This window comes from Sphingomonas sp. NY01, assembly GCF_038809135.1.
In the GTDB taxonomy this organism is placed as follows: Bacteria; Pseudomonadota; Alphaproteobacteria; order Sphingomonadales; family Sphingomonadaceae; genus Sphingomonas; species Sphingomonas carotinifaciens.
On the sequence record NZ_CP101722.1, the window covers coordinates 2396288 to 2421738 of the forward strand.

The following is a 25451-nucleotide window of genomic DNA, read 5'->3' on the forward strand; positions in this document are numbered from 1 at the left end:
TTTCGGGGACCGAACATTCGTCTTAATCCAGGTCAATACATCATCATCTGACGCAACATTGTTGGACCCCGCGGGTTCCATCGGCCATGCGAACGATCAGTTACCAGAACGACCACCCCCTCGCCGAGGAATTCATCGGCGCGATACGGGAGGCAAGTTTTCCGTGCGTGGGGGCGAAATCGGCACTGGCCAAGGGGCAGATGGACATTCTGGTCGCCCGCGACCTGCGCTCCGCCTGGGACGATATGCGCATCCTGCCTGCGCTCACCACCACCGTCGCCAAATATCGCGCCGACCGTGCGCTGTTCCGGACCTTGGTCATCCTGTTCGAAGGCCCCGGCGATCTGGACGAGGCCGGGTTCGAGCAGCACCTGTGGGCACGTGCCCAGTCACTGTCCGACAAGGACGAATGGCTCGGCTACCAACCCGACCCCAGCGTCAGCACTGATCCCGATGATCCGCATTTCTCGCTGAGCTTTGCGGGCGAGGCGTTCTTCGTCGTCGGCCTCCACCCCGCCGCCAGCCGCCCCGCACGGCGTTTCGCGACGCCGGCCATGGTGTTCAACCTGCACGACCAGTTCGAGGTGCTGCGCGAACAGCAGCGTTACGAGAAGCTGCGCGCCTCCATCCTTGCGCGCGATCTCGATCTCGCCGGCTCGCTCAACCCGATGCTCGCCCGCCACGGCGAGATCAGCGAGGCGCGCCAGTATAGCGGTCGTGAAGTGCCATCCGACTGGCGCTGCCCCTTTCATCGCGGCGGAGGTGCGGCGCATGGTTGAGACGATCCCGCCCCGCTCCGGTGCCGGTTTCCGGCTACCGAAGGGCGCCGAGTTGACCGTGATCGATCCGCAAGGCTGTCAGGTCTCCGACCTGCTCGCGTTCAACGCGGATGATCTGCGCGAGGTCATCTCGTCGGGCCGCACGCTCGATTATGCCAGCCGGCTCTACCTGACCACGGGCGACCCGCTTTATTCGAACCGGTCCAACGTCATGCTCTCCATCCTGGAGGACACGGTCGGCCGGCACGACTTCCTGCTGACGCCCTGTTCGAAGGACACGTTCCGTATCATCTACGGCGACACTGATCCCCATCGCGGCTGCTTCGGCAATCTCGCTGCCGCGCTGGAGCCCTACGGCGTCGAGCCGGACATGATCCCCACCGCCTTCAATTGCTTCATGAACGTGCCGATCGACGGCGCCACCGGCACCTTCACTGTCGAGCCCCCGCTCAGCAAGGCCGGTGATTTCATCCGCTTCCGCGCCGAGATGGACCTCGTCATCGGCCTCACCGCCTGCTCCGCCCTCCAGTCGAACGGCGGCTCGTTCAAGCCGATCCAGTACCGCATCGACGCCGGCCCCGCCGCATGACCGATCGCCCCTTACGCCTCGGCTTCCCCGTCAAGGTCATGGGCAAACCGGGGATGAAATCGAACGACACCCGGCGCTGGCAGAAAAATCCGCATCTCAAATGTTCGCTCGAATATGTCGACGCCATCCTCGACTATCTGGCGACCCAGAAGATCGACATGTACCGCCTCTCGTCGGATCTAGCGCCCTACGCCACGCACCCCGACATGCCGCAATTCCACAACATGGTCGCGGAAAGCGACGCGGAGTTGCGCGCGCTCGGCGCCAAGGCGCGCGCGCTCGACATGCGCCTGTCCTTCCACCCCTCACAATATGTGCTGCTCAACGCCCCCAATCCGGCGCTGACCACGAAGAGCATCTGGGATCTGTCCAGCCAGGCCGAAATGCTCGACCGTATGGAGCTGGACGACGAAGCGGTCATGGTCACCCATGTCGGCGGCGTCTACGACGATCACGAGGCCAGCCGCGCCCGCTGGATTGCGGGGTGGGAGCAGTGCCCCGAGCATGTTCGCCGCCGTCTCGTCCTTGAAAACGACGACATCCGCTTCTCGGCGGCCGACGTGCTGTGGATTCACGAGCGCACCGGCGTCCGCCTGATCTTCGACTATCAGCATTTCTGGTGCCTCAATCCCGAGCGGCTCGACCTGCGCGACACGCTCGAAAAATTCATGGCAAGCTGGCCCGCCGGCGTCCGGCCCAAGATCCATTTCTCCAGCCCCCGCACCGAGCTGCGCGAGATCAAGCAAAAGGTCGCCCCCGGCGCCAAACCCAAAAAGGGCGAACAGCTTAAGGCGCCGCTGAAGCCCGGCGCGCGGGTCAAGACGGTGTTGCGCCCGCCGATCTGGACCGGCCATGCCGACTTCACCAACCCGTTCGAATTCTGCACCTTCATGCGCACCGCCGAGGGCCTGGAATTCGACGTGATGCTGGAAGGCAAGTCCAAGGACATCAGCCTCATCAAGCTGCGCCCCGACATGTTGCGCTTCGCCCCCGACGTCGCCGCCCGCTTCGGTATCACTGCCGAGGATGCCGCCGAACTCAGCGAGGACGAAGCCGAACTGGCGGATGGTGCCGATGCCGATGACGCGCCCGATGTGGACGAGGGCGACGCCTGATACCACATTCGCGTGATGCTTTCGCCGCCTGCCGATTCGCCCGAAACCGCGCTTGCCCCGCTCGACCCCGATCGCCGCCGCATGGTGCAGGGCCGCGTTCGCGAGGCTTTGCGCCAATGGCTCGCCGCCGATGACGATGCCCTGCTCGCCCTGCTCAGCCGACTGGGCCGCGACGAGATCGCCCATGCGGCCGAACAAAGCCGCCGGCTCCCCCAGTCCACCACCCCCGCCGCCGCCGAAGCGGACGCGATCCTGACCCGCCTCAGGACCGAGGTGGAGGCGCTTGCCACCCCGCCGGCGCCGCCGCGACAGAGCTTTGCCGACCGGCTGTTCGGCCGCCCGCCCCCGCCCGTCCCGACGGTCGACTCCGGCACCCTGCTCACCGACCTGCTTGCCGACCTGGAACGTCAGCGCGACGCCCTGCTGCGCGAGGCGATCACCTTACGCGGCCACCGCGAACGGCTGTTCGCCGCCGACCACCGGCTGGAGGAAGCCGGTCAGTTCCTGCGCCTGGCCGAACAGGCGGTTGAGGCCGCCGCACGCGAGATCGCAGTGGACAATCCACCCCGCGCCGACCTGTTGCGCACCCGCGCCGGCGCTACGGTGCAGGAACGCCTGCGTGACGTGTTGACCCAGCTTCTCGTCACCCGCCAGGGCTGGATGACGCTCGACATTCTGTTGGACGGGCATGAAGCGCTCGGCGCCGCGATCGGCCGCGCTGGCCAGACGATGATGGCCGCCTTGCGCACCGCGCTGGCCGCCCGCGCCGCACTTGCCGAGGGGCAGCGGATGACCACGCAGGCGGCCGCCCTCGATCGTACCGCGCAGGCCGCCGCCGGTTCGGACCGGGCAAGCGCCACCCGCGCTCTGGACGATGCGGTGGAACAGATGCGTCACGCGCTCGCTGCCGCCACGACTGGATTTGCGGGCGCGCGATGATTACCCATGGCAGGGCGCCGTCGGGGCGCGCGGGAATACGGGGTAAGCGGTGAGCGGCCTGATGAAATTCTTCTCGGACCTGTTCGGCACGGCGCAGCCCGCGCCGTCCTCCCCGTCGTCATTGCCATCGCCCGCCCACCGCCCATCGGTGCCCCTCACGCCCGATCGCGCGCCCGCCGGCTTTTCCGCCGACGACCCTCGCCTGCCCGACGCAGCACGCCCCAAGGTCGCCGAACTGCTCGACCTCGCCACCCAGATCGAGCGGCGCGCCAAGGATGACCCGCTGCTCGTCTCGGCGCTGACCGAAGTACGCCAGATGCGCGACACCCACCTGCCGCAACTCGTCTCCAGCTATGCCGATATCCCCCCAGCCCACCGCGCCGAAATCTTCCGCCAGACCGGTCGCTCGGCCAGCTATGTGTTGACCGAGGGTCTGGAAAAGATGCTCGACCGGCTTCGCACGCTATGCCGCACCATGGCGCAGGACAATCTCGACAATTTCGCCGACAATCTGCGCTTCATCGAAACCCGCTACGGCAACCGCGATCCGCTGGGCTGAAGCGGCGCAGGCTTCCATCGTGGAGCAGAGCCAAACGCTCCTGACCTCCCTCCTCACCCGTTCATCTCGAGTAACCGTCGAGTAGCGGCAAAGCCGCGTATCGAGACGGTGTATCGAGAGACCGATTGCCGCGCCCCAACCCAAAAGGCCAGCGGCTTAAACAAAAGCGGCCACGACAACGCAAAACGGCCGCCCGGTCGCGCTCTCCGAGGAAGGCGACCGGGCGGCCGTTTTGTTGAACCATATCCAGGATATGGTGGGCGCGACAGGGATTGAACCTGTGACCCCACCCGTGTGAAGGGTGTGCTCTACCGCTGAGCTACGCGCCCGTAACCGGGAGACGGGCCTTTAGGCGGCACCTGCGCGCCTGTCCAGCCCAAAAAAACAGATTAGTTCACCGAGTCCTTCAGGCCCTTGCCGGCCTTGAACTTGGGCTGCGACGAGGCCTTGATCGTCATCGGTTCGCCGGTGCGCGGGTTGCGGCCGGTAGACGCCTTGCGCTTGGAAACCGAAAAGGTGCCGAAGCCGACCAGGCGCACTTCGTCGCCCTTCTTCAGCGCGGCGGAAATCGCATCGAACACCGCCTCGACCGCCTTGACCGCGTCCCCGCGAACCAGCCCCGACGTGTCGGCGACCGTGGCGATCAACTCCTGCTTGTTCATTCTGAAACCCCCCTTGCCGAATCATTTCGCTGTCGAAAGAATCGATGGACCGTGAAAGCCGTGGATAATGCGACGCCTTTACAGGCTGTCAAACAAATCCGGTAGGCCCCCGTGCGGCAGGATGGGTAGCGAAATCGTTTAGATTTCAAAGACCCGTAGCGGACGGTCGGCCGAAAGCGACGGAAACCTCCGCTCCCGACCGTACCAACCTCATCAGTGGTGCAGCTCGCCTCCGGCCGGCGCCACGCCCGATGGCGGCAGCGCGGCCAGTTCGTCCGCATCGGTCCAGTCGATCGCCTCCAACGGCTCGGTCAGCGCCAGACGCAGCACCTCGTCGACATGCGCGACGGGGATGATCTTCAGCCCTTCCTTGATGTTGGCGGGGATGTCGGCAAGATCCTTCTCGTTCTCCTGCGGGATCAGCACCGTCTCGATCCCGCCGCGCAGCGCCGCGAGCAGCTTCTCCTTCAATCCGCCGATCGGCAGCACCCGGCCGCGCAGCGTCACCTCACCGGTCATCGCCACCTCCTTGCGCACCGGAACCCCGGTCAGCGTGGAGACGATCGAGGTGACGAGGCCGATACCCGCCGACGGACCGTCCTTGGGCACCGCCCCTTCGGGCAGGTGGATATGGATGTCCTTGCGATGGAACAGGCTGGGCTTGATGCCGTAGCTCGGGCTGCGCGCCTGCACGAAGCTGAAGGCGGCCTGCACCGACTCCTTCATCACGTCGCCCAGCTTGCCGGTCGTCTTCACCTGTCCCTTGCCGGGCACCGTCACGCTTTCGATGGTCAGCAGCTCGCCGCCCACCTCCGTCCAAGCCAGCCCCGTCACCGCGCCGATCTGATGCTCGGTTTCCGACAGGCCGTGGCGGTACTTCTGCACGCCTGCGAACTCGTGCAGGTTCTCGGGCGTGATCGTCACGCTCTGCGTCTTGCCCTCCAAGATTTGGCGCAGCGCCTTTCTCGCCAGCTTGGCGACCTCGCGCTCCAGCGTCCGCACGCCCGCCTCACGGGTGTAGCGCTGGATCAGCGCGCGCAGCCCTTCATTGGTCAGCGTGAATTCGCCGTCCTTCAGGCCATGCGCCTCGACCTGCTTGGCGATCAGATGCCGCTCGGCGATCTCGACCTTCTCGTCCTCGGTATAGCCCTCCAGCCGGATGATCTCCATCCGGTCGAGCAGCGGCTGCGGCAGGTTCAGCGTGTTGGCCGTGCACACGAACATCACGTCGGACAGATCGATGTCGATCTCCAGATAATGGTCGTTGAATTTGCCGTTCTGTTCGGGGTCGAGCACCTCCAGCAGCGCCGACGCCGGATCGCCGCGGAAGTCCTGGCCCAGCTTGTCGATCTCGTCGAGCAGGAACAGCGGGTTGGACGTGCCGGCCTTTTTCAGGTTCGTCACGATCTTGCCCGGCAGGCTGCCGATATAGGTACGCCGGTGGCCGCGGATCTCGGCCTCGTCGCGCACGCCGCCCAGCGACTGGCGGATGAACTCGCGCCCCGTCGCCTTGGCGATCGAATGGCCGAGCGAGGTCTTGCCCACACCGGGCGGGCCGACGAGGCACAGGATCGGCCCCTTCAGCTTGTTGGTGCGCGCCTGGACCGCCAGATATTCGACGATCCGGTCCTTCACCTTCTCCAACGCATAGTGATCCTCGTTCAGGACTGCTTCGGCGGCAGGAATGTCCTTCTTGATCTTAGACTTCTTACCCCATGGCAGGCCGAGCAGCACGTCCAGGTAATTGCGCACCACGGTCGCCTCGGCACTCATCGGCGCCATCGTCTTCAGCTTCTTCAGCTCCGACGTCGCCTTGGTGCGCGCCTCCTTGGACAGTTTCAGCGTGGCGATCTTCTGCGTCAGCTCGGCGATCTCGTCGCCGTCGCCCTCGTCGCTCTCATTGCCCAGCTCGCGCTGGATCGCCTTCAACTGCTCGTTGAGGTAATATTCGCGCTGCGTCTTCTCCATCTGGCGCTTGACGCGGCTCTTGATCTTCTTCTCGACCTGCAGGACGCCCAGCTCGCCCTCCATCAGGGCATAGGCCATCTCCAGCCGCTTGGCCGGATCGGTCTCGACCAGCAGCGCCTGCTTGTCGGCCACCTTGATCGAGATATTGGCCGCAACCGCATCGGCCAGCCGCGACGGCTCGTCGATCTCGCCCAGTTGCACCGCAGTTTCCGCGGGCAGCTTGCGGTTCAGCTTGGCATAATTTTCGAACTGGTCGACCACCGAGCGCATCAGCGCGGCGATTTCGTCATTGTCCGCGCCGCTGTCCTCGACCGTATCGACGGTGGCGGTCAGATGCGTCTCACCCGCGGTCAGCTCGACCAGCCGGGCGCGCTGCTTGCCCTCGACCAGCACGCGCACCGTGCCGTCGGGCAGCTTGAGGAGTTGCAGCACGGTCGCCGACACGCCGATTTCATACAGGTCCTCGCGGGCGGGATCGTCCTCGCCCGGATCGAGCTGCGCGACCAGGAATATCTCCTTGTCGGCGGCCATGGCGGCTTCCAGCGCCGCCACCGATTTGTCACGGCCCACGAACAGCGGCACGATCATGTGCGGGAACACGACGATGTCACGGAGCGGAAGTACGGGGTAGGTCTGAGTCATGGAGTCTCCGATGGGTCCCGCCGGGGGGACCCTCATGCTCCCTTATATGGGGAGGGTGAAGCATCCATCAATCACGCCTTGCCAAGCTTGCGACGACCGGCAACAAGTTTGCGCATGAATCGTATACCGATGCTCGCCGTCATTCTCCTGGCCTCCACCGCAATGGCGACGCCGCTCCCCAAAAAGGGGGAGCCGCCGCTGACCGAGCAGACCAAGCGTTCCGGCGGCATCCGCCCGGCCGAGCAACTGGCGCTGCGCTTCGACACCGCCGACCTGTCGTTCGAGGTCCTGCCCGAAACGCAGGAACTGGCCGGCGTCGCGGTGCTGGATTTCACCGCCACCGCGCCCGTGTCCCGCCTGCTGATCGACCTGGACAGGAACCTGCCGGTTTCCGCCGTGTCGATCGACGGCGTGGCGCTGAAACCCGGCACATGGTCCAATCCGGACGGGCAGCTCGTCATTCCTCTCCCCCGCGCGAAGGGAGCAGGACAGAAGATCAGGGCCAGCATCACCTATCGCGGCACGCCGCACGTTGCGGTCCGCGCGCCATGGGATGACGGCGTGGTCTGGTCGAAGACGCCGGACGGCAGGTTGTGGTTCGCCACCACCGCGCAAGGCTATGGCTGCGACCTGTTCTGGCCCTGTCTCGACTTTCCCACCGCAGAGCCTGAGCAGGTGACGCTGCACATCACCGTTCCCGCCGGCCTGAAGGCGCCATCGAACGGCCGCCTGCTCGGCGTCGATACGCTGCCGGACGGCCGCACCCGCTGGAACTGGCGCACGCGCAATCCCAACACCTATGCCATCGCGCTCAATGTCGGCCCCTATGAGGAGATCAGCGGCACCTACAAGAGCCGCTTCGGCAACACGATCCCGATGCATTACTGGTATCTGCCCGGCGAGAAGCCGCAGGCGGAAAAGCTGTTCGCCGAATTCGCCCCCACGCTCGACTTCTTTGAATCGCTCGTCGGCCCCTTCCCGTTCGGGGACGAGAAGGTCGGCGTGGTCGAAACCCCGCACAAGGGCATGGAGCACCAGACGATCAACGCCTATGGCAATGAATATGCCAAGGCGGTCGAGGGGTTCGACTGGCTGTTCCAGCACGAATTCACCCATGAATGGTTCGCCAACCAGCTGACCGCGGCCAACTGGGACGATTTCTGGCTGCACGAGGGTTATGGCAGCTACATGCAGCCCGCTTATGGCCGCTGGCGCGAGGGCGAGGCCCGCTATGCCGCGATGATGGACCTGCAACGCCCCCAGATCGCCGCCAAGGTGCCGATCGTGCGCGACCGCGTCATCACCGAGGAGGATGTGTACGAGGCGGCCAATGGCGGCCCCGGCCTCGACATCTACATGAAGGGGTCGTGGATGCTCCACACCCTGCGCAACCTGATCGGCGACAAGGCCTTCTGGGATGTCACCCGCCTCGCCGTCTATGGCCGCACCGATCCGAAGCCCGGCAATTTCAAGCCGCGCTTCGGCTCCAGCCGGGAATATGAAGGCTTCGTCCGTCAGGTCACCGGCCGGGATTATCGCTGGTTCTTCGATGTCTATCTGCGCGAGGCGGCACTGCCGGACCTTGAACAGACCCGCGATGGCGACCGGCTGACGCTGCGCTGGAAGGTCGCCAACGACCGCCCCTTCCCCATGCCGATCGAGGTACAGGTCGGCGACCGCATCGAAAAGCTGCCGATGACGGGCGGCTCCGGCACGCTTGTCGTGCCCGCCGACGCCCATGTGGTGATCGATCCCTGGGCTCGCGTGTTGAAACGCTCGACGGCAATCGAGGAGTTTCAGGCATGGCGCGCGACACGAAAGAACTGACCGACACGCAGGCCGCCCTTCGCCGCACGGCGGAGATGGCCGCGGTGTTCATGATCGGCGACGGGCTGCTCGGGCTGCTCCAGCCCGAACGCCATGTCGCATTGTGGCGCTCGCGCACCCCGGCGGTCGACCTGCTCGTCCGGCCCTTTGCCGGCCGGCCGACCCGCCGCCGGCTCTACGGCGCGCTGCAACTCGCCGCCGGGCTGGCGCTGGCGGCCCGGCAGCGTGCGCGGGATCAGGGCACCACGGTGATGAACAGATAGGCCGCAAAGATCACCAGATGGACCGCGCCGCCCAGCAGCGTGGTCCGCCCGGTGCCCAGCGAAAGGGTGATGACGAACAGCGACAGGACCAGCACCGTCATTTCCTTGGGCCCGATCCCCAACGCCAGCGGCAGGTCCAGCGCCAGCGACACGATCGCCACCGACGGGATGGTGAGCCCGATCGTCGCCAGCGCCGAGCCCAGCGCCAGGTTCAGGCTCGTCTGCAACCGGTTACGCTTGGCCGCGCGGTAGGCGGCGAGGCTTTCGGGCGCCAGCACCAGTCCGGCGATGATGACGCCGACGATCGCGAGCGGCAGGCCCGCGCCCAGGATCGCCTCCTCCACCTTGGCCGACAACCCCTTGGCGAGCAGCACCACGCCGACCAGCGCGACCAGCAACAGCCCCAGCGCCACCAGCGTGTCGCTGCCCGATGGCACGGTGGTGTGCGCATCCGCCGGCAGGTCCTCGTCGGCGGGCAGGAACATCTCCCGGTGCCGCCCGGTCTGCACGAACACGAAGGTGCCGTAGAGGATCAGGCTGACGATCGCGACGAATATCAGTTGCGACGGGGCATAGGTCGGCCCCGGCGCGCTCGACACGTAATTGGGCAGCACCAGCGACAGCACCACCATCGCCACCAGCACGTTCAACGAGGCGCTCGCCCCGCGCAGTGAAAAGCGCTGCTCGCCATGCCGTACGCCGCCCGACAACAGGCACAGTCCGACGATGCCGTTCAGGATGATCATGATCGCCGCGAACACCGTGTCGCGGGCCAGCGTGGAAGCATCGCCCGCATCCGACAGCATCAGGCTGACGATCAGCGACACCTCGATCACCGTCACCGCGACTGCCAGCACCAGCGTGCCGAACGGCTCGCCCACCCGGTGCGCGACCACCTCGGCATGATGCACCGCGGCCAGCACGCATCCCATCAGGATCACCGCCGCCGCGATCAGGCCGGGCGTTCCCATCTTGTAGAGCGAGATCAGGACCGCGCCGACGCCGAGCAGGGGGAAGATCAGCGTCCACCACGGCATCGTCAATCGTTGCAGCAAGGCCCGCTTGCTGGCCGGGGGTACGATCCGTTCCTCGTCTGCCGTCGTCTGTGTCATTGCGTCTCCCTTTATTCCAGCAATGCAACAACGGCATGAAAGTTGCCAAAACCGGCCACTTGGCGCGCATCGTCCAACATGGATCATGCATTTCCTGGGGTGTGGTCTTGAGCCGCCTCGCGCCCCCGCCTCCAATTTCCCCCGAGACCCGTTCGTGTCGAGTAGCTCCGGAGGAGCGTATCGAGACCGCGTATCGAGACATCATCGCCCCGGGCAACGGTCTCTCGATACGCCATCTCGACAAGCGGGATGACAAATCGAGACGAACGGAAGATTTTCCATCTGACTGCCATCAATGGCCAAAAAACGGGCTATGCGGGACGGCGCCTTTCGATAACTCCCTACCCCCGCCCCTGCCGATACGCATTCAGGTCGATGCCATGCCGCTGGATCTTGTCGTAAAAGGTCTTGCGCGGAATACCGAGCGTCACCAGCGCGGCGCGCACGTCGCCGCCGCCTTCCTCCAGCGCGGCGCGGATCGTCGCCCCCTCGAACCGCTCGACGCGTTCGGGCAGCGACAGCGATCCGTCGCTCCCCGCGCCGCTACCCTCCCCCGGCAAACCCAGCGCGACGCGACCGGCATAGTTGCGCACCTCGCGCACATTGCCCGGCCAGTCGTGCGACAACAGCCGCGCCTCCACATCGGCGTCGATCATCGGCACCTCGCGCCCGAACCGCTCCGCCGCTTCGCGCAGGAAATGCGCAAAGAGCAGCGGCACGTCGGCCCGGCGTTCGCGCAGCGGCGGCACGCGCAGCCGCACCGCATCCAGCCGGTAGAGCAGGTCGGCCCGGAACCGCCCCTCCGCCACCGCGCCCGCCAGATCCGATTTCGCCGCCGCCACGATGCGCAGGTCCAGCATCTGCCGTTCCTCCGCGCCGATCGCGCGCACCTCGCGCTCCTCCACCACGCGCAGCATCCGGCCCTGCAGCGCCAGCGCCATGCTGTCGACCTCGTCCAGGAACAGCGTGCCGCGATTGGCCGCCATGATCCGCCCGGGCGTGCGGCCATGCGCCTGTCCGAACAGTTCGCCCTCCGCGATCGTCTCGGGCAGCGCGGCGCAATCGACTGCGACGAAGGGTCGCGTGCGCCGCGCGCTCCAGCGGTGGAGCAGCAGCGCGACCAGTTCCTTGCCGGTGCCCGTCTCCCCCTCGATCAGCACGTCGACATCGGCCTGCGCCACCTGTCGCACCATGTCGCGCAGCCGCATCATCACCGGCGTCTCGCCGATCAGCGGATAGGCGCCCTGCGCTTCCTCTGCCGCCAGCCGCAGACGCCGGTTCTCCAGCACCAGCCGGCGCATCTCCAGCGCGCGCTGCGCACTGGCGATCAGGTGATCGGCGGCGAACGGCTTGGCGACGAAGTCGAACGCGCCCTGCTTCAGCGCGGCCACCGCCATCGGCACGTCGCCATGCCCGGTCATCAGGATCACCGGGATATCCGCATCGATCGCCGCGATGCGGCGGAACAGCTCGGTGCCGTCCATGCCGGGCATGCGGATGTCGGTCACCACCATGCCGGCGAAATCGGCATCGATCGTGGCCAGCGCGCCCTGCGGGTCGGCATGCGGCTCCACCTCGATCCCCGCCAGTTCGAACGACTGCGCCAGCGCGCCGCGCAGCGTCGTGTCGTCATCCACCAGCAGCACGCGCATCGTCGCGCTCGCGCTCTTTCCGCTCGCCATATCCCCGCTCACGCCCGCCGCAACGTCACGCGGAACGCCGCGCCGCCCAGCCTGGATGGAACCGTCTCCAGCATGCCACCGAATTCCGTCATGATATCGCGTGCAATCCCCAGACCCAGGCCCAGCCCGTCGGGCTTGCCGGTCACGAACGGGGTGAAGATCACCGGCGCCAGCGCCGGGTCCAGCCCCGAACCATTATCGGCGACGACGATCGCAACCGTGTCGCCGCCATCGTCTTCCACATATAGCGCGACCCTCGGCACCGCCTGCCTGGCCACCGCATCCAGCGCATTCTGCAACAGGTTGACCAGCACCTGCTCCAGCCGCACCCGCCCCGCCATCACCATGGGCAGCGCATCGCCCGCCATCGGCCGGTCCAGCGTCACGCCCGCGCTGCGAAAGCGGTCGCCGATCAGCAGCATGGTGCCCTCGATGATCTCGGCGATCGCCACCGGGCCGATGCCGTGCGTACCCCGTCTGGCGAAGCGGCGCATCTCCTGCACGATCGATCCGATCCGCTCGGTCAGCTCGACGATGGAGGCCAGATTCTGTCCGGCGCGCTCGGGTGCGGCGCGCTCCAGGAAGATGCGGGCATTGTCGGCCAGCGTGCGGATCGCCGCCACCGGCTGGTTGATCTCGTGCGCCACGCCCGCGGTGATCGATCCCAGCGATCCCAGCCGGTTGGCCTGCGCCAGTTCCTCGCGCGCGGCGCGAAAGCGCTGGTCGGCGCGGATGCGCTCGCCGATCTCCACCGTCAGTCGCCCGTTCGCCTCGCGCAGCTCGGCCGTCCGCCGCGTCACCTCCTCCTCCAGCGCCGCCCTCGCCGCCAGCTGCCGCTCCGCGCGCGTCTGCCGCCACAGCCATCCCGCCGCCAGCAGCGCCAGCGCGACGCCGACCAGCACCGTCGCCGCCCGCACCCACGCATCCGCCTCGCGCAGCGCAGTCCCGACCGGCGCCACATGGATCAGCCGCCACCCCGGCAGCGGCGCCGGCACCGCCGCCGCCAGCACCTCGTCGCCCACCCGGTCACGCCCGTTCCCGTTCCTTCCCAGCCGATAGCCGGACAGTGGCAACGGCAGGGACCCGAACTGCCGCGTCTGCCGGATTTCGGCACGCTCGCCCGAGGATAGCGGACGCAGCGTGGAAAAGCGCGCGGGCGGGTCGGTCGCCACCACCACCACGCCGTGCCCGTCGACCAACAGCGTCTGCCCCACATCCGTCGTCCAGGCACGCGCCAGTCCGTCGAATTCAACCTTCACCACGACCACGCCGACCGGCGCCCCGACCGGCCCCAACCGGCGGGCCAGGAAGAGGCCGGGACGGCGGCTGACATTGCCCAGCGCGAAATATTCCGCCGTCCCGTTCGCCATCGCCCGCCGGAAATAGGGCCGAAAAGCATAGTCGCGCCCCACGAAACTGTCCGGCTTCCGTGCATTGGAAGCAGCAATCGTCCGCCCCTGCGGATTGATGACGTAGATGACCGGCGCCCCGGTGCGCCCCGCCAGCAGCGCCAGCTTCTCGTTCATCCGGTCGGCCGCCCGACCCGGTCCCGCGATCAACGCGCTGCGCAGGTCCGGATATTCGCCCAACACGATCGGCAGCAGCCGAAAGCGTTGCAGCTCGCTCGACAACAGCCGTTCCTGTTGCCGCGCCACCCGACCGACATCGCGGCGCAGATCGCCGATCGCGTCGCGATAGGCATAGGTCCGCAAACCGAACGCGACGATCAGCGTCACGATCATGACCAGCCCCGCCGCCAGCGCGACGCGGACGCGGATCGACTTGGCGGAGAAAACGCCCATCTGTGCGGACTATCGCAGCAACGCCGTCCGCGCCATGCGAAAATTCGCTCACCCCGTATCGATCGGCCAATCGGTTTCGGCTGTTTTCCGGGGATTTAGCGTCATTCCACCCGCCCGTTGATACCCCGGCCACTTCCAGCGCACACTCGCGGTTCCAAGAGCCCGGATCAACGGTGCCTCCCATTCTTGCAGAGGATGACGAAAGCGTGATCGCACAAGACTATGCCGTGGCCGAGGCGCCCAAGCGCGCCAGAATATGGTCGCACCTGTATGTCCAGGTCCTCGTCGCCATCGCGCTGGGCGCGATCATCGGCCATCTCTACCCAAGCTTCGGCGCCTCGCTGAAGCCGCTGGGCGACGGCTTCATCAAGCTCGTCAAGATGATCATCGGCCCCGTCATCTTCCTGACGGTGGTGACCGGCATCGCCGGCATGCGCGAACTCGCCTCGGTCGGCCGCGTCGCGGGCAAGGCGTTCTTCTACTTCATCACCGTCTCGACGCTCGCCCTCGTCGTCGGCCTGATCGTCGCCCATGTCGTACAGCCCGGCGCCGGCATGAACATCAACCCGGCGACGCTCGATGCCGCCGCGGTCAACGACTATGCCGCCAAGGCGCACGACACCACGATCACCGGCTTCCTGCTCGGCATCATCCCCGACACGCTGGTCAGCGCCTTTACCGAGGGCAACATCCTTCAGGTCCTGCTCGTCGCCATCCTGTTCGGCATCTCGATGGCGCTGATCGGCGAGCCCGCCAAGCCGCTGCTGAGCAGCCTCGAGCGTTTGAGCATCGTCGTCTTCAAGCTGGTCGGCATCCTGATGCGCGCGGCCCCGATCGGTGCCTTCGGCGCGATCGCCTTCACCATCGGCAAGTACGGGCTGGGCAGCCTCGTCAACCTGGGCGCGCTCGTCGCCACCTTCTACCTGACCGCCTTCCTGTTCGTCGCGGTCGTGCTCGGCACGATCGCGCGGGTGAACGGCTTCTCGGTGTTCAAGCTGATCCGCTACCTCAAGGCCGAGCTGCTGCTCGTCCTGGGCACCTCCTCGTCCGAGGCCGCCCTCCCCAGCCTGCTCCAGAAGATGGAAAAGGCCGGCTGCGAGAAGTCGGTCGTCGGCCTGGTCGTCCCCACCGGCTATTCGTTCAACCTCGACGGCACCAACATCTACATGACGCTGGCGGCACTGTTCATCGCCCAGGCCTGCGGCGTGGACCTGTCGCTGGGTCAGCAGCTCGCCCTGCTGCTGGTCGCGATGCTGAGTTCGAAGGGGGCCGCCGGCGTCACCGGCGCGGGCTTCATCACGCTCGCCGCGACGCTCTCGATCGTGCCCACCATCCCGATCGCGGGCATGGCGCTGATCCTGGGCATCGACCGCTTCATGTCGGAATGCCGCAGCCTGACCAACTTCATCGGCAATGCGGTGGCGACCGTGGTCGTCGCCCGCTGGGAAAACGCGCTCGACAAGGATGCGCTGGATGCCGCGCTGAACAGCCGCACCGCCCCGGCCATCGTTAACGGCTCGGCAATCAACGCGGCATAAGACCGCGCTCCCGCCTTTCAGAGAGGAATAGAATGAAGAACGTCTGGTTGGCGGGGGCCGCGATCGCCCTCGCCCCGGGGCTCGCCCCCATGGCCGCCAACGCCCAGAGCGCGATCCCCGGCAACAGCCCGGAGCGTGCAAGCCCGTCCACCGGCGCCTACCCGTCCGCGGCCGCCGGCGACGGCACCACCACCGGCGGCTACAACCAGTCGCGCTGGGCAGAGGATTGGCGCCGGATGTGCGACCCGGCCAAGCGCGACGATCCGCTGGATGCCCTGAAATGCGTGAAGCTGACGCAGGAGGGCGATGTCTACGTCACCTTCTCCGGCGAGGCGCGCGTCCGCACCAACCTGACGACCAACCCCAATCTTCAGGACCGCGAAGCCCAGCGCCAGGACATTCTCCGCCTGGTCGGCGGCGCCGACGTCCATCTGGGGGATCACTTCCGCGTCTTCGGCGAGGTCGGCCATGCCAGCCTGAACGGCCGCAACCTGGGCAATCCCAACGCGAACCTGCGCAACGATCTGGCCGTGCAGCAGCTTTTCGCCGAGGTGAAGGGCAATGTCGCCGGCTTCGACAGCGGCATCCGCGCCGGTCGCCAGACCTTTGCCGACGGCCCGCAGCTGCTGACCGTGCCGCGCGACAACAACACGCTGTTCTTCGTCCTCGACGGCGTCCGCGCCTATGCACGCAATGCCACCACCCGGCTCGACGTGTTCGACCTGAACTACGTCTCCTATGGCTATGAAGGCCTGAGCGACGATCGCAAGAACGACAATGTCCGGTTCTCCGGCGCGACCTTCGGCTTCAAGATCCCCACCGACCTGTTCGGCGGCTCGAAGCTGTATGCCGATCCGTTCGTCTGGCGCCTGCGCAACCGCGCGGCGACCTGGGGCGGCCGCATCGCGCGTGAAGAACGCTATTTCATTGGCTTGCACACCTATGGCGACATCGGTCCGGTCACCATCGACTGGACGGTCAACCATCAGGGCGGCACCTTCGGCAACCAGAAGATCTCCGGCTGGCAGGCGTTCGTCGCGCAGACCTACAAGCTGGGCAAGACGGCCGATGCCCCGCGGGTCGGCGTCCATGTCGATTACGGCTCGGGCGGCGGCAGCTATGACGGCGGCACGCTGAACACGACCAGCGGCCTGTTCGGCAACAACATCTATTACAGCTACGGCCTGTTCCTGACGCCGACGAACCTGCTCTACACCGCACCGAATTTCACCTTCACCCCGATCAAGGGCGTGCGCCTCGCGGCCGAATACGGCTTTGCCTGGCGCCCGGATGAAAACGATGCGGTGTACCGCGCCAGTGGTGCCGCGCTGCCGCGCACGCAAACCGTCGACGGCCGCGCCATCGCCGAGGTCGCCCGGCTTCAGGCGGTGTGGAGCATCACGCCCCGCCTCTCCTTCACCGGCCGACTGGAACATCTCCAGGCGAAGACCGTGCTCGACCGGGCCGGGTTGAACAATTCGTTTTTCGCCGCGGGGTGGTTTAGCTTCCGGTTCTGATATCCTACGAAGAGGAATAGACATGGCATCAACCGCAATGGGTGCGGACACCCGCAACCACCGGCTGAAATCGATCATCGGGGGATCGACCGGCAATCTGGTGGAATGGTTCGACTGGTATGTCTATTCCGCCTTCACCCTGTATTTCGCGCCGCATTTCTTCCCATCGGAAGATCGCACCGCCCAGTTGCTGTCCGCCGCGGCGGTGTTCGCGGTCGGCTTCATCATGCGCCCGATCGGTGCCTGGATCATGGGCATCTATGCCGATCGCAAGGGGCGCAAGGCGGGGCTGACCCTGTCGGTCACGCTGATGTGCGCGGGCTCGCTCATCATCGCGGTCACGCCGGGCTATGCGACGATCGGCCTGTTTGCCCCCGCCGCGCTCGTCATCGCGCGCCTGATGCAGGGCCTGTCGGTCGGCGGCGAATATGGTGCCAGCGCCACCTACCTGTCCGAAATGGCGGGCAAGGACCGGCGCGGCTTCTTCTCGTCCTTCCAATATGTCACGCTGATCTCCGGCCAGTTGCTCGCCATCTGCGTGCTGCTGATCCTCCAGACGGTACTGCCCGAGGCGGATCTCGACGCCTGGGGCTGGCGCATCCCGTTCGCGATCGGCGCGGTGCTGGCGGTCGTCGTCTTCTACATCCGCCGCGGCCTGGCCGAGACCGAAAGCTATCAGAACGCCAAGAAGGAAGGCGCGCCCAAGTCCGGCTTCCTGCAGCTCATCAAGCATCATCCGCGCGAAACGCTGACGGTGATGCTGTTGACCGCGGGCGGCACGCTCGCCTTCTACGCCTATTCGATCTACATGCAGAAGTTCCTGGTCAACACGTCGGGCTTCAGCCGCCCGGTCGCCAGCCAGATCAACGCCGCCACCCTGTTCGTCTTCATGCTGCTTCAGCCGCTCGCCGGCGGCCTGTCGGACAGGATCGGGCGCAAGCCGCTGATGGTTGCGTTCGGCATCGCCGGCGTCTGCTTCACCTATCCGATCTTCTCCACGCTGGAGACGACCCGCGACCCCTGGGTCGCCGGCGCACTCGTCATGGCTGCGCTGATCATCGTCACCGGCTACACCTCGATCAACGCCGTGGTGAAGGCGGAGCTGTTCCCCGCGCATATCCGCGCGCTCGGCGTCGCGCTGCCCTATGCGCTCGCCAACACCATCTTCGGCGGCACCGCCGAGTTCGTCGCGCTGAAGTTTAAGGACGCCGGGTTCGAGCGCGGCTTCTACTGGTATGTAACGGCAATGATCGCGATCTCGCTGGTCATCTACCTGCGCATGCGCGACACCCGGAAGAACAGCCTGATCGTCGAGGATTGACCTTTACGCCCTCTCCCCTCCGGGGAAAGGGAAGGGAAGTCGCCTAAACGTCAATGCAAGCGCAATAACCCCTCTCCCCTCCGGGGAGAGGGAGGGACCCGCCGCAAAGCGGCGGGAGGGTGAGGGGCCGCCAAGCAGCGCAGCATTGCTGGACTACCCCTCAGCCTCACCACGGCTAAAGCCGCGGGTCCCCTCCAGCATCAGGTCGCCCATGCCCCCGGCATGGGCTGAACAGCGCGGGGCGCTGTTCACCTGATGCTCCCCGTGGGGGAGAGGGCTCAAACGTTACTTAACCTCACCCGCAAAGGTATAGATCCCCGTCATCGGATCGGGCCCCTGGCTGGCGATCTGCACCGGCGGCAGTGCGTCAACCATCGGCGCCTTCGGGGCATGGCCCGCATAGATGAAGCCCTTGGTCGGGTAGCTGGAGGTGCCCAGCCCGCCATTGGGGCCGTACCATACCTTGACCTGCGACCAGTCGTTGTTCGGCGAGATGTCGATGGCGCGCACGTCACGCTCGATGCCGCCGCGGCGCGACCAGTTGGCATGGGTCAGCAGCACTTCGCGCTCGCTCACCACGCGCGATACCATCGCGACATGGCCGACCCGCATCCGGCGCGTCGCCTCGAATGCCAGTACCGATCCGGCCTGCGGGGTATGGCCGCGCTCGTACCGGCCCTCGGCCTGGCCCCACCAGGTATTTGCATTGCCATGAATGTCGATGCCCGAGATTTCGCGGGCATAGGGTGCGCACTGCCAGAATTGTGCGGCTGCGGGCGTGGCCATCATCAGGCCGCACGAAACCACCAGCGCAAAACGCGCTGCCAACGACTTTCCACTCACGTGCGACCCCCCGGTCCAATCTAGGTGATGAATTTTGGCTACGGGGTGCCGATATTTTTTGGAAGAGCGCCGGGAACCTTATCCGACGAACTGTGTTTCATCGTCGCCGACTTGCATGCTTGGCATGCACCGATCGTCGCGCGCTCTTCCAAAAGCTTACCGAATGGTTAATTCGCCGCCTTCATCAGGCGGTCGACCGTGGTCGCCGTCACCGCGTGATAGCCCGGCCGTGCCTTGGCATAGATGCGCGTCGCCAGGGCCCGACCCCAGTCGCCTTGCCCCCATAGCTGCGCAAACAGCGGCGCGACGAACTTGCGCCGTCCCTGACCGGTCAGGAACGCCTCCGCCGACGTCTCGGCCGGGGGATAGCGATTGGCCAGCGCCAATTGCAGCCAGGCAAAGCGGATCTCGCTGTTTCCCGTCCCGTTCCAGTGGAACCGCTCGTCCAGCGCGCGCAGCCGCTCCGCCGGCATGCTGCGCGGCAACTGCGTCAGGAAGCGGACATATTCCTGGGTGGTCACCTCGCCAGGTACGGCCGACACCGGGCCGCCCGCCGCGAACGCCTTGGCCGCTGCATCGATCGCCGGGAACGCGTCGGATTTCACGTGCACCGCGTTGGCGGGCACGCCGGGCTGGTACACCCACGCGTCCACCCCGATCCGCTCCGCCTCGCCCGGCTTCAACAGATTGGCCTTCAGATCGGCCAGGAACCCCGCGCTGGTCTGCGGCTGAAAGGCATGCACGTCGAAATAGCGACGCAGATACGCGTCCCACCGCGCCCGCCCCACCGTCGCCTCGATCGTGCGCAGGAAGGTCGCGCCCTTGTCATAGGCGATCTGGGTCATGCCGTCGTCGGGATCGCGCGACGCGTCCAGTTCCAGATGCAGCCGCGTATCGGGCGATTGCGGGCCGCCCGCATCCTTCACCGCCGCCTGCATGTCGGTCCACGCCAGATCGGCCTCCATCGCCGCGCGGCGCTGGCCGTACAGCGACTCCATGATCCGGTTCTCGAAATAGCTGGTGAAGCCCTCGTTCAGCCAGAAATCGTTCCAGGTCGCGTTCGTCACCAGGTTGCCCGACCAGCTATGCGCCAGCTCGTGCGCGATCAGGCTGACCAGGCTGCGGTCGCCCGCGATCGCGGTCGGCGTGGCAAAGGTCAGCGTCGGGTTCTCCATGCCCCCGAACGGAAAAGAGGGCGGCAACACAAGCACATCGTACCGTCCCCAGCGATAAGGCCCGTACAGCCCCTCGGCCGCTGCCACGAACTTGTCCAGCTCCCCGAACTCATACGCTGCCTTGTCCAGCGTCACCGGCTCCGCCCAGATCCCCGTCCGCGCCCCCGTCGCCCGAAACGCAATATCCCCTACCGCCAGCGCGATCAGGTAGGGCGCCACCGGCTTGTCCATCGCATAACGGTAGGTACAGCGATCCGCCTTGCACACCGCCTTGCCCCTCGCCTCGCCGCTCATCACTGCGGTCAGCTTGGCCGGCACATCGATCGTCGCGTCCCAGCTCTGGCGAATGCCCGGCGAATCCTGCGTCGGGATCCAGCTGCGATTCAGGATCGCCTCGCCCTGGCTGAACAGGAAGGGCTGCGTCTTGCCCGCAGTCTGCGCCGGGCTCAGCCATTGCAGCGCCTTCGCCTCGGGCGCGGAGGCATAGGCGATGCGGATCGTCTTGGCCCCGTTCAGCGTCACGGTCAGGGGCGCGCCGTGCACCGCGTCACCCTTGCCCACCGTATAGGGCAGCGCCTTGCCACCGGCATCGGTGACCGAGACGATACGCAAGCCGTTATCGTCCAGCACCACCTGCCCCGCCCCCGGCCGGGCATCGATCGACAGCGTCGCCACCCCGCGCAGCACATGGCTGTCGAAATCGGCGAACAGGTTCAGCGAGACATGGGAAACCCGCGCCTCCAGCGGCCGGGCATGGCTGTGCACGTCGCGCGCTTCCGGCGTGGCGAGCACAGGCGCCGTCTGTGCTGCAAGGGCGAGAATGGGGGCAAGCGCCAGAACGGTGGCAGGCATGGCAACTCCAAAGGTCAGTATGGCTGCACCTTAAGCGGATGCCGGCCGAATGGGAAATGAACCGCCACCGCGCCCCCCACCATCGACACCGCCACCATGCCCGCTAAAAGCCCCGCCATGCATTTCTGGCTTACCCCCGTCCTTGCCGCCGCCATCGCCGCGACGCTTCCCCAGACCCCTGCGCCACGGCCGGCGACCGCCCATGCCGCCAGGGGACTATCCCGCGACGCCGCTGCCCGGATGCTTGACCAGATGGCGGCCGCCCGGCTTCAGGCGGTGGCCGACGAATACCGGACCCAGCTTGCGGCAAAGTCGATCACCATTGGCGACAAGACGTTGAAATGGGAGAGCAAGGTCTTCGGCACCGCGCCGAAGGGCGGTCGCAGTCTCTGGATTTCCATGCACGGCGGCGGCAATGCCGAGCCGGCGGTGAACGACCAGCAATGGCGCAACCAGATCCGCCTCTACGAGCCGGCCGAGGGCATCTATCTCGCCCCCCGCGCGCCCACCGACACCTGGAACCTGTGGCACGAGGGGCATATCGATCCCCTGTTCCAGCGGCTGATCGATGCGCAGGTCGCGCTGAACGGCGTCGACCCGAACAAGGTCTATCTCATGGGCTATTCCGCCGGCGGCGACGGCGTCTGGCAATTGGCGCCACGCATGGCGGACCGCTTCGCCGCCGCCGCGACAATGGCGGGCCACCCCAATGAATCGACGCTGCTCCCCTTGCGCAACCTGCCCTTCGCCATCTTCATGGGCGGCGCGGACAGTGCCTATGACCGCAACAAGATCGCCGCGCAAAAGGCCGCCGAGATGGACCGTCTGCACGCCGCAGACCCGGGCGGCTATGTCCACATGGCGCGCATCTATCCCGGCCTGCCCCACTGGATGAACCGCAAGGATGCAGAGGCGCTGCCCTGGATGGCGCAGTTCACCCGCAATCCCTGGCCGAAGCGTGTCGTCTGGGTGCAGGACGACGTGACCAGCGACCGCTTCTACTGGCTGCAGATCCCAGACGCCGCCGCCGCCAAGGCGGGCGACAAGATCGTCGCGACCGCAGATGGCCAGTCGATCACCCTGACCGGAGACGTGCCGGCCGGCACGTCCCTGCGCCTGTCGGATCACCTGCTAAACCTCGACCGCCCCGTCACCGTGACGGTGAACGGCCGCATCGCCTACAAGGGCAAGGTGCCGCGCACCGCCGCCGCCATTCAGGCATCGCTGGCGGCGCGCGCCGACCCCGCCTCCGCCGCCACGGCGATGCTCACCCTTTGAGCATCGCCGCAATCGGCCGCTTTACCGTGCGGGAGCGGCCGGCGGCAGCGCGATCAGCGTCGGCGCATCCGCGACGAACACGTCCAGCACGCCGTCCGCGATTCTGATCGGTCCGTCGAAGCGCGTCGCGCCGGGAATGCTCTGGACGGCCGCCGCCTCGCCCGCGATGCGTTTGGCATCGGCGAAGTAGCGCACCGCCGCACCATTGCCCCGGTCGGCGGCATCCAGCCCGGCCGCGGTCAGTTGCAACGCACGGCCCCAGCGCTGCATCGCATCCAGCCACGGGCCGACTGGGCCGCAAAGCCCGGATCGACGGTGCCTGAGCGGATGATGTCGGGCGCCCCCGCCATCGCATCCGCCGTTTCGCGCAGTTCGGCGATCGCCTCGGCCCGCGCCGCCGCATCGCCGTCCGCGATCGCCTCGCGCACCCGGTCCAGCACCGCCTTCAGCCGCGGCGCCTGCTCCTGCCAGGGCTGGCTGCCAAAGGTCGGCGCCATGTGCTGCGTATCGAAGAACACCAGCAACGCCTCGGTCGCGCGGGCATCGCCCCCCGCCAGTTCGCGCGCCGCGGCATGCCAAGTCCGCTGTGCATCATAGCCCTTGTCGTTCCAGGCAAAGGCCGCAACGCCCGTCACCGCGACCCGGCTCGGCGCCTCCTGGTTCATCGGGTTGGAAAGGATACCGGTCAGCTCGCTCGCCAGCCCCGCCTCCCGCCGCGCATAGGGCGCCATCAGCAACCGTCCCGTCGTCTGCGCATAGTCGTTGACCGGATAATTGTCCCACAGCAGCGTCTTGCGCCCGAACGCCTTGGTCGCCGCCTTGGCGTCGGGCACCGAGATCGCCGGCGGCACCACGTCCGTGCCGGTCCACTGCACCACGATGCGCGGGTCGAGATGCTTGCGCAGTGCCGCCTTGTACGGGCTTTCCTTGGCGTCGAAATATTCGGTCGGCACCATGATCAGCGGTCGCGACGCCCGGTCCTTGGCAATGAGATCGGCCTGCACTGCGTTCAACAGCTTCGACTGCGCGATCCCCGCCGCCTCCGCGCCCGACGGGCCGAAGGCCGCCTTGTCCTGCTCGCAGTTCCACTTGGTATATTCGATGTCGTCCAGCGCCACATAGAAGCTGTGGACGCCGATCCCGCGCAGCGCATCGAACTTGCGCTCCAGCGCGCTCAGGTCGGCCGGATCGGAAAAGCACACCGTTGGCCCTGGCGAGATCGCATAAACGAAGTCGACATGGTTGCGCCGCGCCGCCGCGGCCAGCGTGCCCAGCGCCGACAGCGTCTCGGCGGGATAGGGCTCGCGCCAGCGGTCGCGGGCGTAAGGATCGTCCTTGGGGCTGTAGACATAGGTGTTCGCCTTGACACTGGCGAGGAAGTCCAGATGCTTGGTCCGGTCCGCCATTGTCCAGGGCGCGCCGTAAAAGCCCTCGATCGTACCGCGGATGGGCATGGCCGGATGGTCCTGGATTACCAGCGCGGGGATCGTGCCGCGCCGTGCCAGTTGGCGGAATGTCTGCGCGGCATGGAACACCCCGTCGCCATCGCGCCCCGCCAGCGTGATCAGCCCGCCGCGCCCTTGCGCCACGCTGGCGATCGTATAGCCCTCGGCCTCTTCACCGATCCTGGCCCCGCTGCGCGCCAGCGCATCGCGCACCACCGCATCGCCGCCGGTGCCCACCACGACATACACCCCGTCCAGCGTTGCCGGCACCCGCCGCGCGGTGGTGACCGTCTCCACCCCGGCCGAGGTCAGTATGCCACGCACCAGTGCCACCGTTGCGGGATCGGCATCGGCGCCGGCGACCAGCACCACCGAGGAACCCAGGGCGACCACCCCTTGCCCCAACGTCATCGACACCGGCGCGGGAAAGATCGCCGGCAACGTCGCCGGCTGTGCGGATGCGGGCGCCGCCATCACCGCCAGCGCCGCCGCCGCGACCATCATCGAGTTGGCGCCGATCCTGCCCATGCGTCGCGTCATCCCTGTTCTCCGGTATCGAATTGGTATTATTGACCAATGATTAGGAGGATGTCGCGCGAACGGCAAGCGATGGCATGGCCGCACATGTCGGGCGTCTCAGCGTCGACCCGGTAACCGGCCGCCAAAGCTCATGTCATGATCGCGCCGCTATCGGGGGCCCCACCGGACACGGCCATTGCTAATGGCCGCCGCCTCACTTGATGAAATAGCCGGCCACCTTCCATGTCGCGCCTTCGCGCGCGAGGGTGATCGTCTCGACAGCGCCGGGTTTGTGCGCAAAGTTCGTGCGAAACTGAAGAACCTCGTAATCTCCCGCCGGCACGCCGGGAAGCGATTTGGTCCTCGTCACATTCTGAAAGGTGCGTGAGGAAGCCGCGCCCAGCGGTAGCCGCACCGGCTGGATGACCGCCGCCCATTGCGGCGCCGATATCTGGGATTTGAACAGGCTTGCGGTGGCGCGCCAGCTCGCCTCCCATTCGCCTTTGTCCAACAAGCTCAACCATTGACGGGCTTCGCCCTGACTCATCGAAGCCGAAGCATCGGCGGCTGGGGCGCTCGTCTCCGGCACCTGCGCATTCGACGCGCCGTTTCCATGAAAGGCCGATGCAAGGGCAAAGGCGGCGATGACAAGCGACATGACGAACATTCCTCCACTGAGCCAGGCCAACCGGTGCATTGCACCCTGCTGGCGATTTCCCGGCCCAACCGAGTCCATGGGGACAGGCGTGGCCGCCACCCCCAAAACCTTGTCCCCGAGATTCCCGGGGCCCGCGTCGTCCATTTCGGCAAAAAGTCTCGCCGCCTCACGGCTGCTCGCCACACCCAATTTGCGACGCGCATCGCGCAGTCGCTCATTGACGGTGTGTACGGACAGCTGAAGCTGGCGGGCGATCGATTTGGCATCGTGGCCCTTGAGCAGCAAACGAAGCGTTTCCTTCTCCCGTTCAGTCAGGGAGGGGGCGCTGCTGCTGCCCGAGCTGGTCGTTCGTTGCTCCATGGCGGC

Annotated in this window: 21 protein-coding genes and 1 tRNA gene; 11 read left to right on the forward strand and 11 right to left on the reverse strand. The window is 66.6% G+C overall.

Annotated features, from left to right (window positions below; genetic code table 11):
• The first annotated feature begins 86 nt into the window (after positions 1-86).
• Genes gntA through NPJ82_RS11585 form a run of 5 tightly spaced genes read left to right on the forward strand, consistent with a single transcriptional unit; the run spans position 87 to position 3981 of the window.
• On the forward strand, positions 87-779 hold the full coding sequence (gntA, locus tag NPJ82_RS11565; protein ID WP_342657458.1) for a guanitoxin biosynthesis heme-dependent pre-guanitoxin N-hydroxylase GntA: 693 nt from the start codon (positions 87-89) through the stop codon (positions 777-779).
• Positions 772-1368 carry an urea carboxylase-associated family protein gene (locus NPJ82_RS11570; RefSeq protein WP_112382712.1) on the forward strand — a complete coding sequence of 199 codons (597 nt, stop codon included), beginning with the start codon at positions 772-774 and terminating at the stop codon, positions 1366-1368. Before gntA ends, NPJ82_RS11570 begins: the two co-directional genes overlap by 8 nt.
• Positions 1365-2483, forward strand: coding sequence for a UV DNA damage repair endonuclease UvsE (uvsE, locus tag NPJ82_RS11575; RefSeq protein ID WP_342657459.1), 1119 nt, complete (start codon positions 1365-1367; stop codon positions 2481-2483). The genes NPJ82_RS11570 and uvsE overlap by 4 nt, the downstream gene beginning before the upstream one ends.
• A gap of 15 nt (positions 2484-2498) precedes the next feature.
• Positions 2499-3422 carry a toxic anion resistance protein gene (locus tag NPJ82_RS11580; RefSeq protein WP_342659007.1) on the forward strand — a complete coding sequence of 308 codons (924 nt, stop codon included), beginning with the start codon at positions 2499-2501 and terminating at the stop codon, positions 3420-3422.
• Positions 3423-3471: 49 nt separating this feature from the next.
• On the forward strand, positions 3472-3981 hold the full coding sequence (locus NPJ82_RS11585) for a hypothetical protein (RefSeq protein ID WP_342657460.1): 510 nt from the start codon (positions 3472-3474) through the stop codon (positions 3979-3981).
• A gap of 254 nt (positions 3982-4235) precedes the next feature.
• Here the strand turns inward: NPJ82_RS11585 and NPJ82_RS11590 are convergent.
• From NPJ82_RS11590 to lon, 3 genes are all read right to left on the reverse strand, one after another.
• A tRNA-Val gene (locus NPJ82_RS11590) sits at positions 4236-4310 on the reverse strand.
• Positions 4311-4370: 60 nt separating this feature from the next.
• Positions 4371-4643: an HU family DNA-binding protein gene (locus NPJ82_RS11595; protein ID WP_112382708.1), complete on the reverse strand. Its 273-nt coding sequence runs from the start codon at positions 4641-4643 to the stop codon at positions 4371-4373.
• Between the two features lie 213 nt (positions 4644-4856).
• Entirely contained in the window at positions 4857-7253 is a 2397-nt protein-coding gene (gene lon, locus NPJ82_RS11600; protein WP_149680756.1) for an endopeptidase La, read from the reverse strand.
• Between the two features lie 114 nt (positions 7254-7367).
• Between lon and NPJ82_RS11605 the strand changes: the two genes are divergently transcribed.
• Both NPJ82_RS11605 and NPJ82_RS11610 read left to right on the forward strand, forming a co-directional pair.
• Positions 7368-9080, forward strand: a complete 1713-nt coding sequence (locus NPJ82_RS11605; protein ID WP_342657461.1) for a M1 family metallopeptidase — start codon at positions 7368-7370, stop codon at positions 9078-9080.
• A complete protein-coding gene (locus NPJ82_RS11610; RefSeq protein WP_342657462.1) occupies positions 9056-9343 on the forward strand; it encodes a hypothetical protein in 288 nt (95 codons plus the stop codon). The genes NPJ82_RS11605 and NPJ82_RS11610 overlap by 25 nt, the downstream gene beginning before the upstream one ends.
• On the opposite strand, the gene NPJ82_RS11615 is transcribed toward NPJ82_RS11610, so the two are convergent.
• From NPJ82_RS11615 to NPJ82_RS11625, 3 genes are all read right to left on the reverse strand, one after another.
• Positions 9316-10455, reverse strand: coding sequence for an ionic transporter y4hA (locus tag NPJ82_RS11615; protein ID WP_235903819.1), 1140 nt, complete (start codon positions 10453-10455; stop codon positions 9316-9318). The two genes, NPJ82_RS11610 and NPJ82_RS11615, sit on opposite strands and share 28 nt — an antisense overlap.
• A 341-nt stretch (positions 10456-10796) precedes the next feature.
• Positions 10797-12137 carry a sigma-54 dependent transcriptional regulator gene (locus tag NPJ82_RS11620; protein ID WP_342657463.1) on the reverse strand — a complete coding sequence of 447 codons (1341 nt, stop codon included), beginning with the start codon at positions 12135-12137 and terminating at the stop codon, positions 10797-10799.
• Positions 12138-12145: 8 nt separating this feature from the next.
• Entirely contained in the window at positions 12146-13939 is a 1794-nt protein-coding gene (locus NPJ82_RS11625) for a cache domain-containing protein (protein WP_342657464.1), read from the reverse strand.
• Positions 13940-14145: 206 nt separating this feature from the next.
• Here NPJ82_RS11625 and NPJ82_RS11630 point away from each other — a divergent pair, with 206 nt between their 5' ends.
• Genes NPJ82_RS11630 through NPJ82_RS11640 form a run of 3 tightly spaced genes read left to right on the forward strand, consistent with a single transcriptional unit; the run spans position 14146 to position 18315 of the window.
• A complete protein-coding gene (locus NPJ82_RS11630; protein WP_267351507.1) occupies positions 14146-15477 on the forward strand; it encodes a dicarboxylate/amino acid:cation symporter in 1332 nt (443 codons plus the stop codon).
• Between the two features lie 32 nt (positions 15478-15509).
• Positions 15510-16994 carry an alginate export family protein gene (locus NPJ82_RS11635; RefSeq protein WP_112382702.1) on the forward strand — a complete coding sequence of 495 codons (1485 nt, stop codon included), beginning with the start codon at positions 15510-15512 and terminating at the stop codon, positions 16992-16994.
• A 22-nt stretch (positions 16995-17016) separates the two neighbouring features.
• A complete protein-coding gene (locus NPJ82_RS11640) occupies positions 17017-18315 on the forward strand; it encodes an MFS transporter (protein ID WP_342657465.1) in 1299 nt (432 codons plus the stop codon).
• A gap of 285 nt (positions 18316-18600) precedes the next feature.
• Here the strand turns inward: NPJ82_RS11640 and NPJ82_RS11645 are convergent, their stop codons facing one another.
• The gene (locus tag NPJ82_RS11645) at positions 18601-19158 is read right to left on the reverse strand and encodes a CHAP domain-containing protein (protein ID WP_112382700.1); all 558 of its coding nucleotides are present in this window, start codon (positions 19156-19158) and stop codon (positions 18601-18603) included.
• Positions 19159-19325: 167 nt separating this feature from the next.
• Positions 19326-21185, reverse strand: a complete 1860-nt coding sequence (locus tag NPJ82_RS11650) for a M1 family metallopeptidase (RefSeq protein ID WP_342657466.1) — start codon at positions 21183-21185, stop codon at positions 19326-19328.
• 117 nt (positions 21186-21302) lie between these two features.
• Between NPJ82_RS11650 and NPJ82_RS11655 the strand changes: the two genes are divergently transcribed.
• Positions 21303-22463, forward strand: coding sequence for a dienelactone hydrolase family protein (locus NPJ82_RS11655; protein WP_342657467.1), 1161 nt, complete (start codon positions 21303-21305; stop codon positions 22461-22463).
• A 21-nt stretch (positions 22464-22484) separates the two neighbouring features.
• Here the strand turns inward: NPJ82_RS11655 and NPJ82_RS11660 are convergent, their stop codons facing one another.
• From NPJ82_RS11660 to NPJ82_RS11670, 3 genes are all read right to left on the reverse strand, one after another.
• Entirely contained in the window at positions 22485-22733 is a 249-nt protein-coding gene (locus NPJ82_RS11660; protein ID WP_342657468.1) for a hypothetical protein, read from the reverse strand.
• Positions 22703-24448, reverse strand: coding sequence for a beta-N-acetylglucosaminidase domain-containing protein (locus NPJ82_RS11665; RefSeq protein ID WP_342657469.1), 1746 nt, complete (start codon positions 24446-24448; stop codon positions 22703-22705). The genes NPJ82_RS11660 and NPJ82_RS11665 overlap by 31 nt, the downstream gene beginning before the upstream one ends.
• Positions 24449-24641: 193 nt before the next feature.
• Positions 24642-25445, reverse strand: coding sequence for a DUF4019 domain-containing protein (locus tag NPJ82_RS11670; RefSeq protein WP_342657470.1), 804 nt, complete (start codon positions 25443-25445; stop codon positions 24642-24644).
• Positions 25446-25451: the final 6 nt, after the last annotated feature.

What these genes read in the sequence shown, in the direction of transcription:
- NPJ82_RS11650 (WP_342657466.1), bottom strand. Translation starts at nt 21,185, where the DNA reads ATGCCTGCCACCGTTCTGGCGCTTGCCCCCATTCTCGCCCTTGCAGCA.
- NPJ82_RS11570 (WP_112382712.1), top strand. Translation starts at nt 772, where the DNA reads ATGGTTGAGACGATCCCGCCCCGCTCCGGTGCCGGTTTCCGGCTACCG.
- NPJ82_RS11640 (WP_342657465.1), top strand. Translation starts at nt 17,017, where the DNA reads ATGGCATCAACCGCAATGGGTGCGGACACCCGCAACCACCGGCTGAAA.
- NPJ82_RS11610 (WP_342657462.1), top strand. Translation starts at nt 9,056, where the DNA reads ATGGCGCGCGACACGAAAGAACTGACCGACACGCAGGCCGCCCTTCGC.
- lon (WP_149680756.1), bottom strand. Translation starts at nt 7,253, where the DNA reads ATGACTCAGACCTACCCCGTACTTCCGCTCCGTGACATCGTCGTGTTC.
- NPJ82_RS11595 (WP_112382708.1), bottom strand. Translation starts at nt 4,643, where the DNA reads ATGAACAAGCAGGAGTTGATCGCCACGGTCGCCGACACGTCGGGGCTG.
- NPJ82_RS11655 (WP_342657467.1), top strand. Translation starts at nt 21,303, where the DNA reads ATGCATTTCTGGCTTACCCCCGTCCTTGCCGCCGCCATCGCCGCGACG.
- NPJ82_RS11635 (WP_112382702.1), top strand. Translation starts at nt 15,510, where the DNA reads ATGAAGAACGTCTGGTTGGCGGGGGCCGCGATCGCCCTCGCCCCGGGG.
- NPJ82_RS11580 (WP_342659007.1), top strand. Translation starts at nt 2,499, where the DNA reads ATGCTTTCGCCGCCTGCCGATTCGCCCGAAACCGCGCTTGCCCCGCTC.
- uvsE (WP_342657459.1), top strand. Translation starts at nt 1,365, where the DNA reads ATGACCGATCGCCCCTTACGCCTCGGCTTCCCCGTCAAGGTCATGGGC.
- NPJ82_RS11670 (WP_342657470.1), bottom strand. Translation starts at nt 25,445, where the DNA reads ATGGAGCAACGAACGACCAGCTCGGGCAGCAGCAGCGCCCCCTCCCTG.
- NPJ82_RS11660 (WP_342657468.1), bottom strand. Translation starts at nt 22,733, where the DNA reads ATGCAGCGCTGGGGCCGTGCGTTGCAACTGACCGCGGCCGGGCTGGAT.
- NPJ82_RS11615 (WP_235903819.1), bottom strand. Translation starts at nt 10,455, where the DNA reads ATGACACAGACGACGGCAGACGAGGAACGGATCGTACCCCCGGCCAGC.
- NPJ82_RS11620 (WP_342657463.1), bottom strand. Translation starts at nt 12,137, where the DNA reads ATGGCGAGCGGAAAGAGCGCGAGCGCGACGATGCGCGTGCTGCTGGTG.
- NPJ82_RS11625 (WP_342657464.1), bottom strand. Translation starts at nt 13,939, where the DNA reads ATGGGCGTTTTCTCCGCCAAGTCGATCCGCGTCCGCGTCGCGCTGGCG.
- gntA (WP_342657458.1), top strand. Translation starts at nt 87, where the DNA reads ATGCGAACGATCAGTTACCAGAACGACCACCCCCTCGCCGAGGAATTC.
- NPJ82_RS11605 (WP_342657461.1), top strand. Translation starts at nt 7,368, where the DNA reads ATGAATCGTATACCGATGCTCGCCGTCATTCTCCTGGCCTCCACCGCA.
- NPJ82_RS11665 (WP_342657469.1), bottom strand. Translation starts at nt 24,448, where the DNA reads ATGACGCGACGCATGGGCAGGATCGGCGCCAACTCGATGATGGTCGCG.